Origin of the sequence: Streptomyces incarnatus, from assembly GCF_001027185.1 — a bacterium.
In the GTDB taxonomy this organism is placed as follows: domain Bacteria; phylum Actinomycetota; class Actinomycetes; order Streptomycetales; family Streptomycetaceae; genus Streptomyces; species Streptomyces puniciscabiei.
The window spans coordinates 160,990-176,514 of sequence record NZ_CP011498.1; the positions used below are offsets into that span (position 1 = coordinate 160,990).

The 15,525-nt window shown below is 73.0% G+C and carries 16 protein-coding genes; 4 read left to right on the plus strand and 12 right to left on the minus strand.

Annotated elements, in window-relative coordinates:
- Positions 1–137 precede the first annotated feature (137 nt).
- Together ABB07_RS39990 and ABB07_RS39995 are read right to left on the minus strand one after the other, a co-directional pair.
- Positions 138–461 carry an acyl carrier protein gene (locus tag ABB07_RS39990; protein ID WP_208903954.1) on the minus strand — a complete coding sequence of 108 codons (324 nt, stop codon included), beginning with the start codon at positions 459–461 and terminating at the stop codon, positions 138–140.
- Between the two features lie 201 nt (positions 462–662).
- Positions 663–1,187, minus strand: a complete 525-nt coding sequence (locus ABB07_RS39995; RefSeq protein WP_208903955.1) for a GtrA domain-containing protein — start codon at positions 1,185–1,187, stop codon at positions 663–665.
- A gap of 382 nt (positions 1,188–1,569) precedes the next feature.
- Between ABB07_RS39995 and ABB07_RS40000 the strand changes: the two genes are divergently transcribed.
- Both ABB07_RS40000 and ABB07_RS40005 read left to right on the plus strand, forming a co-directional pair.
- Positions 1,570–1,758 carry a hypothetical protein gene (locus tag ABB07_RS40000; protein WP_208903956.1) on the plus strand — a complete coding sequence of 63 codons (189 nt, stop codon included), beginning with the start codon at positions 1,570–1,572 and terminating at the stop codon, positions 1,756–1,758.
- 94 nt (positions 1,759–1,852) lie between these two features.
- Positions 1,853–3,079 carry a cytochrome P450 gene (locus ABB07_RS40005; RefSeq protein WP_208903957.1) on the plus strand — a complete coding sequence of 409 codons (1,227 nt, stop codon included), beginning with the start codon at positions 1,853–1,855 and terminating at the stop codon, positions 3,077–3,079.
- 159 nt (positions 3,080–3,238) lie between these two features.
- Here the strand turns inward: ABB07_RS40005 and ABB07_RS40010 are convergent, their stop codons facing one another.
- The 3 genes from ABB07_RS40010 to ABB07_RS40020 all read right to left on the minus strand — a co-directional run bounded on the left by ABB07_RS40010 (position 3,239) and on the right by ABB07_RS40020 (position 6,201).
- Positions 3,239–4,153, minus strand: a complete 915-nt coding sequence (locus ABB07_RS40010) for a transketolase family protein (protein ID WP_244189852.1) — start codon at positions 4,151–4,153, stop codon at positions 3,239–3,241.
- Between the two features lie 17 nt (positions 4,154–4,170).
- Entirely contained in the window at positions 4,171–4,863 is a 693-nt protein-coding gene (locus tag ABB07_RS40015) for a thiamine pyrophosphate-dependent enzyme (protein WP_208903958.1), read from the minus strand.
- 63 nt (positions 4,864–4,926) lie between these two features.
- On the minus strand, positions 4,927–6,201 hold the full coding sequence (locus tag ABB07_RS40020; RefSeq protein ID WP_208903959.1) for an MFS transporter: 1,275 nt from the start codon (positions 6,199–6,201) through the stop codon (positions 4,927–4,929).
- Positions 6,202–6,353: 152 nt separating this feature from the next.
- Between ABB07_RS40020 and ABB07_RS40025 the strand changes: the two genes are divergently transcribed.
- Positions 6,354–7,364, plus strand: coding sequence for an aldo/keto reductase family protein (locus tag ABB07_RS40025; RefSeq protein WP_208903960.1), 1,011 nt, complete (start codon positions 6,354–6,356; stop codon positions 7,362–7,364).
- Between the two features lie 13 nt (positions 7,365–7,377).
- Entirely contained in the window at positions 7,378–7,938 is a 561-nt protein-coding gene (locus ABB07_RS40030; RefSeq protein WP_208903961.1) for a GNAT family N-acetyltransferase, read from the plus strand.
- Between the two features lie 362 nt (positions 7,939–8,300).
- Here ABB07_RS40030 and ABB07_RS40035 read toward each other — a convergent pair whose 3' ends face one another.
- From ABB07_RS40035 to ABB07_RS40060, 7 genes are all read right to left on the minus strand, one after another.
- Positions 8,301–9,005 carry a TfuA-like protein gene (locus tag ABB07_RS40035; protein ID WP_208903962.1) on the minus strand — a complete coding sequence of 235 codons (705 nt, stop codon included), beginning with the start codon at positions 9,003–9,005 and terminating at the stop codon, positions 8,301–8,303.
- The gene (locus tag ABB07_RS40040) at positions 9,002–10,279 is read right to left on the minus strand and encodes a YcaO-like family protein (protein ID WP_208903963.1); all 1,278 of its coding nucleotides are present in this window, start codon (positions 10,277–10,279) and stop codon (positions 9,002–9,004) included. The genes ABB07_RS40035 and ABB07_RS40040 overlap by 4 nt, the downstream gene beginning before the upstream one ends.
- On the minus strand, positions 10,276–12,318 hold the full coding sequence (locus ABB07_RS41650) for a S9 family peptidase (protein WP_208903964.1): 2,043 nt from the start codon (positions 12,316–12,318) through the stop codon (positions 10,276–10,278). The genes ABB07_RS40040 and ABB07_RS41650 overlap by 4 nt, the downstream gene beginning before the upstream one ends.
- 4 nt (positions 12,319–12,322) lie before the next feature.
- Entirely contained in the window at positions 12,323–13,171 is an 849-nt protein-coding gene (locus ABB07_RS40050; protein ID WP_208903965.1) for a cupin domain-containing protein, read from the minus strand.
- Between the two features lie 4 nt (positions 13,172–13,175).
- On the minus strand, positions 13,176–13,931 hold the full coding sequence (locus ABB07_RS40055; RefSeq protein WP_341845927.1) for a JmjC domain-containing protein: 756 nt from the start codon (positions 13,929–13,931) through the stop codon (positions 13,176–13,178).
- A gap of 192 nt (positions 13,932–14,123) precedes the next feature.
- A complete protein-coding gene (locus ABB07_RS41655) occupies positions 14,124–14,249 on the minus strand; it encodes a hypothetical protein (protein WP_279617438.1) in 126 nt (41 codons plus the stop codon).
- A gap of 311 nt (positions 14,250–14,560) precedes the next feature.
- The gene (locus tag ABB07_RS40060) at positions 14,561–15,328 is read right to left on the minus strand and encodes a hypothetical protein (RefSeq protein WP_208903967.1); all 768 of its coding nucleotides are present in this window, start codon (positions 15,326–15,328) and stop codon (positions 14,561–14,563) included.
- Positions 15,329–15,525 lie beyond the last annotated feature (197 nt).

Sequence of the window (15,525 nt, forward strand, 5' to 3'; positions counted from 1 at the left end):
CAGCGTGACAGCCGTGGCGGCCGCTCGCCCGCGTGGGCCGCGAAGCGCTCCGCAGGCGTCTTCGGGTCGTGGCGCCCGCGCCGGGCCGACCGGTGCCCGCCCGGGACGGCGGGGCCGCTCGGCCCGCTGAAGGTCTGTCAGGCCATGATCCAGGGGGCCGGGCCGCGCGTCGTACCGCCCGCCGGGGACGGCCGGCCGGCGTCCCAGTCAGGCCGCAGCGCGGCCGAGACGATGCCCCACAGGTGGCCCGCGGTCAGGGTGCGCACCGGAATGGTGACCTGACCGGCGAGGCTGACACCGTAGGCGGATTCCAGGGCGCTGACGATGCCGATCAGGGCCATGGAGTCGAGCCCGTACGCCTCCATCGGCACGTCGGCGGCGGGCGCCTCGTCCTTGCCCAGGCCGGGCAGACCCTGCCGGAGAATCGTCTCGAACCTCGTGTTCCACGGACTCTGGGCCATGGGTGCGGACTTCCTTCCGGCTGCCGGGACGGTCCAGGTCGCGCATACGTCTGCACGCCTGCCTCCACCGTGCACGCCCCCGCTCGAGCGGCCGTCGAACCGCGTTGGAACGCGGCGCGTCGCCTGCCTCTCAGGTGTCCGGCACTCCTGCGGCTGTGCCTCCGCTCCCCTCGGGAGCCGACGCGTCCGTGCGCCGGACGGTCAGGCGGCGTGGCAGAGCGCCGCGGGGCCGGCCGGGGCCGGGGCGTGGGCCACGGCCGCCGGCACCGGACGGGTGGTGCGGACGGTGGCCGCGGCCTGCGAGCGGCCCCGCGCGAAGACGACGAGGCGCAGCACCGCGAACCGCGCGATGCCGGCGAGCGCGGAGGCGGACAGGTAGACGACCTGCTCGAGCACCGCACCGGGCGCCGCCACCACCAGCTGCAGGAGGAACATCGCCACACAGGTGAGCGCGTACGCGGCGGTCGCGGACCCGGCCGACTGCACATGCTGGCGCCAGGTCGCGCGTCCGCCCGCGCCGAAGGTGAAGCGGGCGTGCAGTTCGGTGGCCAGCAGGGTGGAGGCCACGGTGATCACGGCGTTGGCCAGGACCCAGGGAATCCAGGAGGCGAGGGCCGCCACGGCGAAGCTGGAGGCGAGCCCCACTCCGCCGCCGCAGAACACGAAGCGGGCGAAGGCGGCGAAGGCCCCAGGCGCTGCCTGCCGCCGGCTGCGTGCTGTCTCCATGATCCGCCCCTCTGCTGGCTCGCTCCGACGAGACGCGGTCCTCGGCCCTCGGAGCCGAGAAGTGCGCCACTGGCGACACCATGATGGCACACAAATGGCGTCGCGTGGCGTTGTGCGTGACGCTGATCCCGCCACTCGTGGCTCCAAAGTGCCCAGGTGATCCGTGAAGGCGCAGGTCGTCGACTCGGCGTCCACGCGCATCGCGCCGGGTCGTGGCTCAAAGTCCCCCCATTTCGGCGGGCTTTGAGCTGCGTCTGGGCGGCGAGCTCGTCGTGGCCCAGGGAGTGGCGCACATTGGCTCGCTATGACGCCAGACATGTGCCATGATGGAGCCACGGAAACGGAGGCGCCGGTTACGGCGTACGACGCGAAGGAGCCCGCCATGTCCGTCACCCTCAGCGACCAGGACAAGCTCACCCCGCCGACCGCCGTCGGCGGCGCCGCCGGGCACGTGTCCGCGGCCGAACTCGCCGACCGTGTCCTCAGCACCCTCACGGCAGCCATGGACCTGCTCGGGAAGCAGGCACCGCACGAGCCCGGCGGCGTCCGCGACACCGCCCTCGCCCGCTGAGCCTCCGCCGCACCGCACGGGCACGGCCGGCCGCCCCACCCCGGCCGCGACGGCCCGCGGCACCGGCGGACCCCCCGACACCGAAAGGAAACCGATGAGCCAGACGCCTTCCGTCCCCCACGGCCTCCCCATGGACCGGGATGCGGGCCCCTTCGACCCGCCCCGCGAGATCTCCCGGCTGCGCGAGGCCCGTCCCGTCAGCCCCATGATCTTCCCCGACGGTCACGAGGGCTGGTTAGTCACCGGATACGACGAGGTCCGCCGGCTCATGGCCGACACCCGGTTCAGCTCCCGCCAGGACATCGGCCCTGTCCACATCCCGTACGAAGTCCCCGGCGTGCCCGCCGTCACCGAGCCGTCCCCGCAGGAACCGGGCCTGTTCGTCAGCATGGACCCGCCGGACCACACCCGGCTGCGGCGCATGCTCACCGGCGCCTTCACCGTCAAACGCATGAAGGAACTCGAAGCGCACATCGCCGACATCGCCGAACGGCAGCTGGACGAGATGGCGCGCCTGACCCCGCCGGTCGACCTGGTCAGGGAGTTCGCGCTGCCGGTGCCCCTGCTGGTCATCTGCGAGCTGCTCGGCGTCCCCTACGCGGACCGGACGAGCTTCCAGGCCGACACGGCCACGTTCATGGAGAAGGAGGTGGCGCTCGACGAGAAGATCGCCGCCTACACCGGCCTGACCACGTACCTCTCCGAACTGGTCACGCGCAAACGCGCCACCCCCGGCGAGGACATCCTGTCCGACCTGGCCCGCCGGGACGACCTCACCGTCGAGGAACTGACCGGCATCGCCTTCCTGCTGCTGCTCGCGGGCCACGAGACCACCGTCAACATGCTGGGACTGGGCGCGTTCGCGCTCCTGGAGCACCCCGAGCAGCTGGCCGAACTGCGCGCCGACCCGGACCTGATGCCCGATGCCGTCGAGGAACTCCTGCGCTACCTGTCCGTCGCCGACATCTTCTACCGCTACGCCACGGAGGACATCGAGCTCGGCGGCGAGACGATCGGCAAGGGTTCGACGGTCGTCGTCTCACTGCTGGCGGCCAACCGCGACCCCCGGCGCTTCGACCACCCCGACACCCTGGACGTCCGCCGCAAGGCCCGCGGTCACCTGTCCTTCGGCCACGGTGTCCATCAGTGCCTCGGCGGGCAACTGGCCCGCATCGAGATGCGCGCCGGTTTCGCCGGCCTGCTGCGGCGCTTCCCGACCCTCGAACTGGCCATCCCGGCCGACGAGGTGAGGCTCAGGACCAACATGAACATCTACGGCGTCCACGAACTGCCGGTCACCTGGACGGAAACGGCCCCGTAGCAGGGGAGCAGGCGCACGCCGTCCCGCCCGCACGCACGGGCGGACGGGACGGCACGCGGGCGTCGCGTCCGGCGGGGTCCGTGCGCGGCCCGGTCGCATCCGCCCCGGCCGGCGGACCGCCGTACGGCGCGGACCGCCGTACGGCTCCGCCCGGCCCGCTCACTTCCCCAGGAACGACGTGATGCTCAGCCGCAGCCCCGCGCCGCCCAGCCCATGGGCGATGGCGTGCTGGCGCGGTGTGCCGTAGTTGCGCAACTCCTCCAGGCCCACACCGAGTCCGAGGACGCGGTGCGGCAGGTCCCGCAGTGCCGTGCCGATCTCCGCCACGGACGTCCCCGCCAGGTACGGCTCGACGATGACGACGGCGGGATCGCGCTGCCCGGCCACCACCGCCCTGAGGGCCGTGCCGTCGAAGGGGCGGACCGTGGCGCCGTACAGGACGTTCACGTCGAGCCCCTCGGTCGCCGCCAGCACCGTGTCGGCGAGCGGGCCGATCGCGATGACGGTGCCCGCGGTGCCCCGGCGCAGCACCCGGAACCCGTGGCCCCGCGCACCGCCCCGCAGCGCGTGCGCCCGCTGGTTCGCCTGGTTGGACAGCCGGATGTACACCAGGCCGTCGCCGGCCGCCGCCTCCCGCAACTGCGCCTCGGCCTCGTCCGGATGACCCGGCACGTGAATGGTCCAGCCCGGCAGCGTGGACAGCAGCGCGACATCCCCGGGCGACTGGTGGGTGCGGCCGCCACCGGCGATGTCGTACGACGCGCCGGCGCTGACCAGGACGGCGCCGGCACCCTGATGGTTCAGGTCCAGCTTGATCTGCTCGAAGGGACGCTCGATCAGGAACGGCGCGAAGCTGTGCGCGATCGGCCGCATCCCGGCCAGCGCCATGCCGCCCGCGACGCTGATGAGCAGCTGCTCCCGGATGCCCAGGTTGACCACCCGGGCGGGATGCGAGGCACGCGCCTCGTCGAACAGCCTGGCGCTGAGATCCGCCGTCAGCAGCGACAGACGGTCGTGGGTGTCGAGCAGGTCCGTCGTCACCTCGACGAAGCGCTCACGCATGATTCCGGCCATGGGCCCTCCCGAAGGTGTCAGTGGTTGTCGCCGGGCTCGTCCACCTCGGCCACCACGAGCCGGGGCCGTCCGCGGCCCGGCGCGGTGAACGCCGCTTCCAGCGCGGCGTGGTCCCGGCCGTCCACCCGCGCGGTCGACCAGCCCTCGACGGCGAAGCGGGTCTCCAGACCGCCCGGCCAGCCCTGCGTCGCCGACCCGTTGTCGATGACGACGGCATGCAGGCGGTCGAGACCGGCCCGCGCCGCGTAGGCGATCGCCTCGTGGTTCGAGCCCTCGTCGAGCTCGCCGTCGCCGAGGAGCACCCAGATCCGCGGCTCGAGGATGCCCCGCGCCCGCAGCCCCAGCGCCGTACCGACCGCCAGCGGCAGCCCGTGTCCGAGCGAACCGCTGGAGATCTCCACGCCGGGCACGAGCAGCCGGTCGGGGTGGTGCCCCAGAGGGGAACGGAAGGCGCCGAACCGCTCGAACTCCGCGGGGTCCAGGAACCCCTTCGCGGCGAGGACCGCGTAGTACGCCATCGGGCCGTGCCCTTTGGACAGGTAGAACCGGTCGCGGTCCTCGGCCATGTCCGGGGTCACCCGCAGCACGCGGTCGTACAGCACCCACAGCACATCGAGCGTCGAGGTCGCCGCCTTGGCGTGCTTCTCGTCACCGGTCATGCGCGCCATCAGCGCGCGCAGATCCTCGTAGCCGGCCTTGGTCTGCGTCATGGGTCAGGGCTCCAACCTCAGAAGATCCTTGCTCAGGAAGTCCGCGCTCGGCCGGATCCCGCCTCAGGAGGACCCGGCGAGCTGTTTCACCGCGGGGGCCGGCTCACCGGCGGGCCCCACCGCCGTACCCCGCTCCGCCGCGGCCGCCAGCGGCACGATCACCAGGCCCGCCACCAGCACCACCGCCGCGACCGCCGCCCAGCCCCACGCCCCCCAGGAGAGCGCGGCCGCCGAGACGATGCCGGGCCCCAGCACGCCCTGCGCCACCATGTGCAGCTGGAACGTGCCCAGGTACTCGCCCTGCGCGTGGTCCGGCGCGAGCCCGTGGGACAGGCCCCACCCCGACGCCGACTGCTGCAGCTCGGCCAGCGTGAACAGCAGCACCGCCACGCCCAGGCCGACGGACGCCGTCAGGGCGTTGCCGTACGCGGCGGTGGCGGCGACCGCACAGGCGGCGGCCAGCCACACACCCGAGCGCCGGGCCAGCCGCGCCGCGCCCCGCACCGTGTCCGCGCCCCTGCTGGTGGGAACCTGGAACAGCACGACGACGACGGTGTTGGCGACGAGCAGCAGCGGAACGAGGGCGTGCGGGGCATCCGTGCGCGACACCGCCCACAGCGGCAGGACGACCAGCAGGACGGACGCGTGCAGCGCCAGGGGCGCGGACAGTGCCGTGAGGGCGACGAAGCGCACATCACGCAGCGCACCGAACCGGCGCACCGTACCGGCGGCCGGGGCGTCGGTGGCGGTGGCGCGGGGCAGCCGCAGGATCAGCAGCACGGCACCGAGCAGCAGCGCTGCGCTGAACCAGGGCAACGCCCTGACGAGGGTGCCGCCGCCCAGCAGCGCCAGCGCCGCGAGTCCGCTGCCGGCGCTGAACCCGATGTTGAACACGGTGCGCAGCATCGCCCGGGTCCGGACGCGTTCCGCGGGCCCGGTCAGTGAGCCGACCAGGGCGCCGAACGTCGGTCCGACGCCGTACTCGACGAACCCCACCGCGACGATCAGCACGTAGAACAGGACCGCGGAATGCACGGCGGGGTACAGCGCGAACCCGGCGGCCTGCAGCGCGAACAGCACGAGGAGCAGGCGTCCGGCCCCGAGCCGGTCGGCGGCCGTACCGCACAGGAAGGACGCCGCGAACCCCGACAGAGCCGCGGCCGACGTGCCGATCCCCACCTGCGTCGGCGACAGCCCGGACACGGTGGTGAAATACACGACGCTGCCGCTGAGGAAGACACCCCGGCCCACCGCGTAGGCGAGATTGACGCACGACAGGAGCCGTTCACGGCCGGGCCTCGGGATCACCGCGGCGGCCACGCGCTGCAGGGACGGCATCGCTTCCACGCTCCTCACGGCTCGCTGTGTGCCGGTCACTCACTCATCGCTGGAGACGCTATGAGCGATCGCAACAGCCCCGGTCGAGGTCCGCTGGAGCACTGATCGCGGCCCGTGGGCCGCCGCACACCGGGTCCCTAGGCTGGGCCGCCATGAGACACCGCGCACTGGGCAGGAGCGGCCTGCAGGTCAGCGAGATAGCCTACGGAAGCTGGATCAGCACCACCGAGGACTCCGCGGAGGCCATCGCCCGCGAGGCGCTCGAGCAGGGGATCACCACGTTCGACACCGCCGACGTGTACGCGGGAACGCTCGCGGAGACCGTCCTCGGCCGGGTGCTCTCCGGTGCCCGCAGGGAGTCGGTGGTGATCAGCACCAAGGTGTGCGCCCCCGTCGGGCCCGGGCCCAACGACCGGGGGCTGTCCCGCAAACACATCATGGAGTCGGCCGCCGGGTCGCTGCGCCGGCTGCGCACCGACCACATCGACATCTACCAGGCGCACCGCTACGACGTGCGCACCCCGCTGGAGGAGACCCTCCGGGCCTTCGACGACCTGGTCCGGCAGGGCAAGGTGCTCTACGTCGGCGTCTCGGAGTGGACCGCCGACCAGATCGCCGCCGCCCTGAAGATCGCCGCGGACATGGGGCTCGACCGGATCATCTCCAACCAGCCGCAGTACAACATGCTGTGGCGGGTCATCGAGGCCGAGGTGCTCCCGCTGTGCGCCCGCGAGGGCATCGGCCAGATCGTGTGGTCGCCGCTGGCGCAGGGACTGCTGACCGGCAAGTACCGCTCCGGTGCGCCGCTGCCGCCCGGCTCACGGGCCGGCGGCCCGGCACGCTCCCAGTTCGCGGTCGGCGCGCTCACCGCGGACGTCCTCGACCGGGTGTCCCGACTGGGCGACGTGGCGGCCGAGTTGAACATCACGATGCCGCAGCTGGCACTCGCCTGGGTGCTGCACAACCCTCAGGTGTCGAGCGCCATCGTGGGCGCCACCGCGCCGGGGCAGATCGCCGAGACCGCCGCGGCGTCCGGCATCGGACTCGACGACGACGTGCTGGCCCGCATCGACGGCATCCTCGGGCCGATCGTCGAACGCGACCCCGCGAAGACCCCGGCACACCCCACGGACTACGGCAGACAAGGCGAGCACGACGCGTAAGGAGCCCGCTTCCGTGTCACCCACATCCCCCTCCGCCGCGGCCACCACCTCGGTGCGGCTGGCCGAGGTGGCCGACGCCCCGGCGCTCGCGGCCCATCTTCGGCGCGACGCCGCGGACTTCGCCCGCTGGCAGCCGGCCAGGCCGCAGGGGTTCCACACCGCGCAGCACCAGGCCGCGCGCATCGAACAGCTCCTCGCCGTCCATCGCAGCGGTGGCGGCTGGCCGGGTGTGATCGTCGCGGACGGCGCCGTCATCGGCCAGGTGACGGTGAGCACCGTCCTGCGCGGACCGCTGCAGAAGGGCTTCCTCAGCTACTGGGTGGCGACCGTGGCCCAGGGCCGCGGGCACGCCGGCCGCGCGGTGGCCCAGGTGCTGGGCGTGATGAAGGACGAGCTCGGCCTGCACCGCGCGGAGGCGCACACCCAGCTGGAGAACCTCGCCTCCCACGCCGTGCTGCGCCGCAACGGCTTCACGCCCTGGGGCGTCGCGCACGCCCACCTGTACATCGGCGGGGCCTGGCGCGACGAGATCTTCTGGGAACGGAACCTGACCGACGGCGCGCCACCGCAGTGACCCACCACGGCGCCGGGATCGTGCGGCGCCGGGATCGTGCGGCGCCGGGATCGTGCGGCGCCGGGATCGTGCGGCGCCGGGACTGTGCGGCGCCGGGATCATGCGGCCCTGGGACCACGCGGCCCTGGGACCGTGCGGCGCCGGGACCATGCGGTCCCTGGGACCGTGTGGCCCTGGGACCGTGCGGCGCCGGGACCGTGCGGCCTTGGGGCCATGCGGCGCCGGGATCGTGCGGCCCTGGGACCGTGCGGCGCCGGGATCGTGCGGCCCTGGGACCATGCGGCGCCGGGACCCTGCGGCCCCGGGACCACGCGGCCCTGGGATCACACGGCCCCGGCACCATGCCGCCCAGTGCTCACCCGTCACGCAGCCTCCGGCTCGTCCGCGCCCAGCGCGGCCCGCACCGCCCGGAGGCCGTCCAGGCGCTTGCGGTCCCAGCCGTCGCGCCGCTCGTCCGCCAGCTCCGGCCCGAGGACCTCCACCGCGTCCGCGGGCAGCTCCTGCCGCCACCGCCGCAGCAGCACCGAGGGCCGCCGGTCGCGGAAGTGCAGCCCCTTGGCCGTGTGCAGCGCCGCCCGCGCCGCGGCGGGCGACAGCAGCCCCGCACCCCGCTTCTGCGCGAGCAGCCAGCGCACGTTCACCAGGGGGATCGTCACGGGCGTGAAGTCCTCGGGGTCGTACAGCAGCGCCACGTCGCCGTCGGAGTCGACGGCCCCCGACAGGTACTGCTCGAACACCCAGCCGCTCCCCTTCATGCCGAGCGTGCGGCATTCCACGGCCCGCAGGGCGCCCATGGAGGACGCGCCGGTGAGCGGCTGCCCGGCGGCCAGCACCGCGCGCACCTCGGCGATGCTGACGGCCAGCCGCTGCCCGAACTCCCCGTCCAGCATGAGGACTTCGGTGCCGGCGGCCGAGTCGGCCAGGTCCAGCAGATCGAGCCTGCGCACCGGCGGGCGCAGCTGGAGGCGACGGCCGAGCCGGGCGGCGAGGCCCTGCAGCGGCGGCAGGTCCGACGCGCGCAGGGACGGCCCGGTGAAGACGACGAGGTCGGTGGTCGCGGTGGTCATCGCAGGGGCCTCGCCATCCCCGCGGCCACCATCGCGCGGCGCAGCCGCGTACCGAGCCGCGCGTTGTCGTGGTGGTACACCTCCAGCCCGGGCACGATGACCTGGGTCACGGAGAACGGGAAGTCGTCCGGGGCGAGTTCGGCGGCGAACACCAGCGAGAGCCCCGCCTTGTCGAGCCCGTCGAGCACCCGCTCCAGGTCGCCGCGTGTGGTGCCGGTACTGGCGTTGGGCAGCTCGCCGAAGTCGATCTCCGTGCGCTCGGCGCTCCAGGCGTGCAGCATCTCCCGCATGGCCTCGTACGACGCGTGCCGCCGGTAGGCCTGGCTGTTGAGGTCCTCCCGGGCGCCGTTGATGACCGCGAGCCGGGACTGGGCCGCCTCCGTCAGGGCGCGGGTGACCGACACGAGCGGGTCGAGGTGGGCACCGCCGCCCCCGTTGATCAGCATCCCGTCCTCGGCGTGCGTGTCGTCGGTGGTGGCGAACATGGCGGGCACCCCGATCTCGTTGACGTAGCTGAAGACCTGGACGTTGACGCCCTTGCTCCGGAACCGCTCCACCAGCGCGGCCGGGCCCTCGGGCAGCGAGTCGAGGCGGACGCGGTGACCGCGCCTGAGCGTCTCGCCGAACGCCGTGCAGTCCTGCTCGACGGCCTCCAGCAGCCCGTGCAGCAGCGCCTCCTGCGGGCTGTTGCCGACCGCGAGACCGATCACGTTCGAGCTGGCCATCTTGCACTCGTGCGGGTAGGGGGTGAACACCGCGAGGGCGGGAACCCACACCTCGGTGTCGCTGAACAGCTCCCGCACCGGCCACCAGTGGATGAGCGCGTCCTCGGTCCAGGTGTGTCCCCGCCGCAGGATCAGCCGCCGCGGGTCGAGCACCGGCACGCCCCGCCGGCGCAGTTCGGCGTACGAGGCCAACGGCGGCGCCGGGTCGGCCGGCGGCTCGCACCAGGTCCGCTCGATCGCCTCCATCATGGCGGAGACCCGCGCGGCCCGCGGGGTCGCCCCCTTGCCGCTGGTCACCGTGTTGAGGCCGGGTGCCGCCGCCGGGCGCGTGCTGTGGAACACCGGGATGCCGAGGACGTCGAGATCGGTGACGTCGGCGATCCGTGTGATGCCGCAGCGCTCCAGGGACGCCTGCGCCAGCGCCTCGGTCTCCTCCAGGGTGCGCGTGCGCAGCGAGGTGCCGCAGGCCGTCACCGGGTTCTCGGACTCGTGCGGGAACCAGTGCCGGCGGCCGGCGCTGGCCGGCGGGTTCAGCACGGCTGTGGTCATCGTGAACGGGATCCCTTCACCAGGGACGGGCTGCCCAGGACGGCATGACACGCCTCCAGGACCCATCGGAACCAGGCCGCCGCGTTGGCGGGTTTGCGAATGCTGTGTCCCTCGTCGGGCAGGAGCATCAGCTCCACGTCGACGCCCCGGCCGTCCAGCGACCGGTAGATCGCGCGGGACTCGCCGGCCGGGACATGCGTGTCCAGGCACCCGTGGGACAGCAGGACCCGGGTGGCGGACCCGATCGCCTCGAGCGGCAGGCTCTCGCGGCGGTAGGCGGCGGCCTCGTCCACGGCCCCGTACTCTCGCAGCCAGTGCCAGTGCAGATCGCACACGCGCGCGACCGCGGCGAAGTCGGCCCAGCCCGCGTGGCTGACGGCGAGGCGGACCGAGGGCAGCAGCGTGGCCAGGGCCAGCGACAGATAGCCGCCGAAACTGCCCCCCATGACGGCGACCCGCCCCGCATCGAGCAGCGGGTGCGCCAGCGCGTCCGCCACCTGGGCCGCGGCGACGGCGGCGACCTCGGACGTCCAGCGGCCCCAGCCGCGTTCCACGGCCTGCTGCCCGTACCCGAGGGACAGCGGGGGATCCGGCATGAGCACGGCATAGCCCTCGGCCACGAACGGCCACGGATTCCACCGCCACGACCAGTCCGTCCAGCTCAGCAACGGCCCGCCGTGGCACCAGACGAGCACCGGAAGCTCATGCCCGGGATCGGAGTCGGGCAGGCACAGCCAGCTGTGCCACGTCGACCCGTCCGGCGCCCGGTAGTCCCGTCGCTCCATGCGCCCCGCCGGGGTGGCGGCAGCGGCCGGGGCGGCCACCAGGGCCGGCACGGACGGCCGCGTCCCGGCGCCGGATCCGGCGCCGGCCGCGTCCGCCGGAAGCGACACCACCTCGGGGGGCAGGTCGATCCGGGAGCGCACCACCAGCAGCTCCCCGCCCGACACGGTCACCGCCTGCACCGAACCCCCGGCCTCGACCCGTTCGGCCGCGCCGTCGCCGGTCCGCACCCGCCACAGGTGCCGCCGGCCCGCCTCCTGCCCGGTGCACAGCAACGTGTCCGCCGCGGACCAGGCCTGTGGGCGCAGCCAGTCGGCGTGCCGGGGGGCGACGCGGACCACCGCGGAGCCGTCGGCGGCGACCAGCACCGCTTCCTGCCGCGGGCCGAGCCCGGGGCGCGCGATCCGCTCCGCGGTGCACGCGAACCAGGCGCCGTCGGGAGCCGCGACCGGCTCCGACAGGTCGTCGTCCTGCGCCCACACCGCACGCGCGCCCGCGGGATCCGACAGGGCGAACACCAGCAGCCCGTGACGTCGATGCCCACCGCGCAGAAAACGCGCCACTCCCGCGGCGCACCGCAGACCGTCCGGCGTCAGCGCCAGTTCCCCGGTCAGCCGCACATCCTCCCCGAGCGGCAGCGCGAGCAGCTCGGCGGCGCCGGGGCCGCACGCGCCGCCGGACAGGCCGACGCGCAGCACCCGCAGCACCTCGCCGGGCGTGTGGTACTGCGACTGCGGCCACAGATCACCCCGCACCAGCGTGACCGTGTCCCCGTCCGGGGCATCGGCGGCGCGCAGCTCCCGGTCCTCGGCCAGGGACGCCGCCCCGGCCCTGACCCAGACCGCCGCGACGGCCGCCGCCCCCGCCGCCGCATAGGAGACGACACCGCGCGGCGCACCCAGGACGAGCCGCGGCTCGCGCGGCGCCTGCGGCCGGTGCAGCCACAGGGAGCGGCCACCGCACCCCGGCGCCGCCTCGTCGCCGGCACGCCGGTCGGACAGGAACAGATAGCCGCCGCCCCCGGTGACCGTCACCGACGACGCCGCGGCATGAGCGTGCTCCAGGACCAGGTCACCGCCGGGCCCGCGGGCATGGCCGAGCACGAACGGCACGAGGTCCCGGCGGCCGGCCCGCCGCAGCTCCGCCTCGATCAGGAGACCGGAGCCGAGACGGTGAGCCACCTGGACCCGGGGCTGCGCCAGCAGCACCTCGACAGCCGCCGCGCCCGGGCCCCCGCCCTCCGACACCCTCGTCATGCGCTCAGGCCTGTCCGCCCCGCTGATGCATCCCGACCGCCGTCGCCACCAGGTCGTCGATGTCCTGCCCGGCGAGATGGGCGGTCAGTTCACGGCGCAGCCAACCCACCTTCTCCTCCAGGGACATGTAGTGGTGCCTGCCCGCGATCGCCTCCGCCGGGGCGCTCCTCAGGAACCCGGCCAGCGCCACCTCGGCCAGGTCGCGGGGGCTCGGCCGCCGCACGCTCAGGACGGCGTACAGGGCATCCCCCTGGTGCGCGGCCACGGTGTGCTCAAGCCCCGGCGGCAGATACAGGACGCCTCCCGGGGTCAGCGCCGCCTGCGTACGGCGACCTTCCTCACCCAGGTTCCACCGGGACTCGCCCTCGAGCTGCAGCACGAACAGATGGGCCGCCTCGGTACGGACCTCGCCCCCGGCGTCGTCCGGGGCCGGCGGCGGGCTGAGGAACACCGAAGCCCGTACGTCGGCCCGCAACTCCTCGCGCAGCGCGCCGACGACGTCCTTCAGGCCGGCATGCCAGTGGTCGGCCTGACGCAGGCCGACCGTGCAACCCGCCTCGAACCACCTGCGCACACCCGCGGCGTTCGCGTACCGGGCCCTCGGCTTCTGCTGCACCTTGCGGGTCACGGTGATGTCCGCGGCCGGGGCGCTCACGCCGTCCCGGGCGACGCTGAAGTACGGCGCGACGAGCAGCCCGCAGTCGAACGCGTCCCAGATCTCGGCGGCGGACAGCAGGGCGGGGACGGCGGCGCACCGGAACGTCGCGGCACGCACCCCCCAGACATCGGCGAAGAAGGCGCCGGTGTCGCCGACGAGCTCGCTCAGCCGCTGCGCACTCTGCACGGTGGTCATGGATTCACGCCGTCCTGTTCCTCATCGTGGCCACTGCCGTGTCGACGAGCAGTCCTGCGTCCACGGAACCCACGTGGTCGAGCAGTGCCTTGGTCACCGCCTCCGCCTCGGCCTCCGGCGTCGCACGCGGACGTTCCCGCAGGCGGTCGCGGTCCTCTGCGAAGAGGGTCAGCAGGGACTCGACCAGGTCCCGCGGGGTGGGTTCGGTGATGGTGAACGTCACGTGCAGCGAGGTGCCTTCGCGGGCCGTCGCCACGTGCGGCATGCCGTGCGGCAGGTACAGGACGTCGCCGGGCTCCATGACGAAGGAGTGCGCGTGGCTGTCCACGTCCACATCGAGACCGGAGCGGGAGTCGATCTCCCGGGGCTCGTCGTAGATCCGCCATTCCTTGGCGCCGGCGATCTGCACCGCGAGCACGTGCGACCCGTCACGGTGGGGAAGCATGCCCGTGTTGTCGCGCGGCGTGTAGAACACATAGGCCTTGAGCTCGGCGGGCAGGCGGGCCTCGATCTCCCGCAGCACCGTCCGCAGCGGACGGTGCCAGTCCTCCAGCTGGCTCATCTTCATGGTCGCGCCGGCCGCGAGCAGCGCGCGCACCTTCGCCGCGTCGGCGAACCACGGTACGGCGCTCCCGGCCACATTCCGCGTCTTGGTGAATGCGAGGATCTCCGGCTGCTGTCCCTCTTTGAGAAGTGTGAAGTACGGCCAGCGCAGCAGCCCCGTGTCGAGCATGTCCTGGATTTCGGACTCGTGAATCAAGCCGTCCACCGGACACGCCCGCTTGAACAATCCGTGTTTCTTGTTCCAGTACGTACCCAGCAAATCCTTCTCGTCCACAAGACGAGTGAGCGGATGTTCAGTACCCACGGAAGATCCTTAAAGACGTCTGGTTCCGGACAGTCCCGGGAGCGACGTCCGGCCGCCCCCGGGGCCTGTCCGAAGCACAACCGGTCAGGCCTCGTTGATCTCGGAAATCAGCATCGGGCGCGACTGGTTGGAGAGCTCCTCGACCTCGGCGTCGGCAGCCTGGAGGAGAGCCTCGTCGTCGGTGGCCTTGAGCTTGTCGTTCAGGGACATTCCCTTACCCCTTTTCGCATCAATTGGCGATGCCTGCCGTTGACAGGTGCCGGTTACATTAAATATCCGCGAGTGCCGGGTCAAGACTTTCCCGCGCCGCTCCACGCCGACTCGAGCCAGAAGCAAGTGAATTCCCGTAGTCCGGCCGCCAGAATTGGCTGAGGGCATGCCGAATACACGGCACGGCATAAACGGCACGGCATACCGGCACGGCCTGAATACGGGTCTCGGGGCACCCTGCCACTCGCTGCTCGAGCGCCGTTGGAACGGAGGTCGGGGGCGCGGCCGTGGGCAGCGTGACGGGCCCCGGATCAGCCGCTGACCGTCTGACCGTCCTTGTAGACGGTGAAGTAGTCCTGGGAGGGGAAGGAGAGCTTGAACACCATGCCGTACCGGCGCCGCAGCTTCGCGACGGTGGCGGGGGCCGGCTCACGCAGGCACCGCTGGACAGGCGGATCGCCCGGGGAGCAGGCCGGTGGTTCCCCGACCAGCTCACGCCTTCCCCTCTGGCGGACCTGGTCCCAGGAGAGTGTGCCCGAACCCGCGTCGAACAGTTCCTTCGGCTCACCGGTCCCCGGGCCGGCCGGGTCGCCCGTCCTGCCCCGGTAGTAGTCGACGACCCTGGTCGCGTAGAAGAAGTCGTGGCCGAAGGGGATGGGGGAGCCGGCGGCGTCGCCTGCGGTGAGGATGCCGTCGAGGGTGGCGGACACATGGCGGGGGTCGGCGCCGAAGTAGGCGTTGACGAACATCATGCAGCGGATCTCGTACCGGTCGTCCCCGTCCTGGAAGAACAACTCCTCCGCCCGCCCGCCCTTGCAGAAGTCGTCCACGGTGACCAGGCCGAGCGTGAGCGGGGTACGGGCGTCCCAGTGGGCGATGGTCTCCCGGATCTGCTGCTCCGCCCGCGTGCGGGCCCTGACCGCCTCGGCACTGCCGGCGAGCTCGCGGACGGTCTTCGCGCTGGTGGCGCCGTCCTGCGAACAGGCGGACACCGCCAGCAGCGCCATGCTGCCCACCATGGCCAGAACGGCTCTGGCATGCCGTCGACGCCCCACCACCGTCGCCCCTTCCGCCTCCATGACCACAGTGAACGGCAGCTGGAGGGACCGCATGAGTACGCGTACTCAGCTGTCACCGTGCTCAGGCGGGCGCCGGGCAGGCGGGGTTGCGGGGTGGGCCGGGGCGGTCGGCAGGGCGGTCGGGAAGAGGGATCCTGTCCCTGCTCCTGACCGCCCTGGGGACGGATGGACTTCTTCCATGTGCGGTTGTGTGGTTG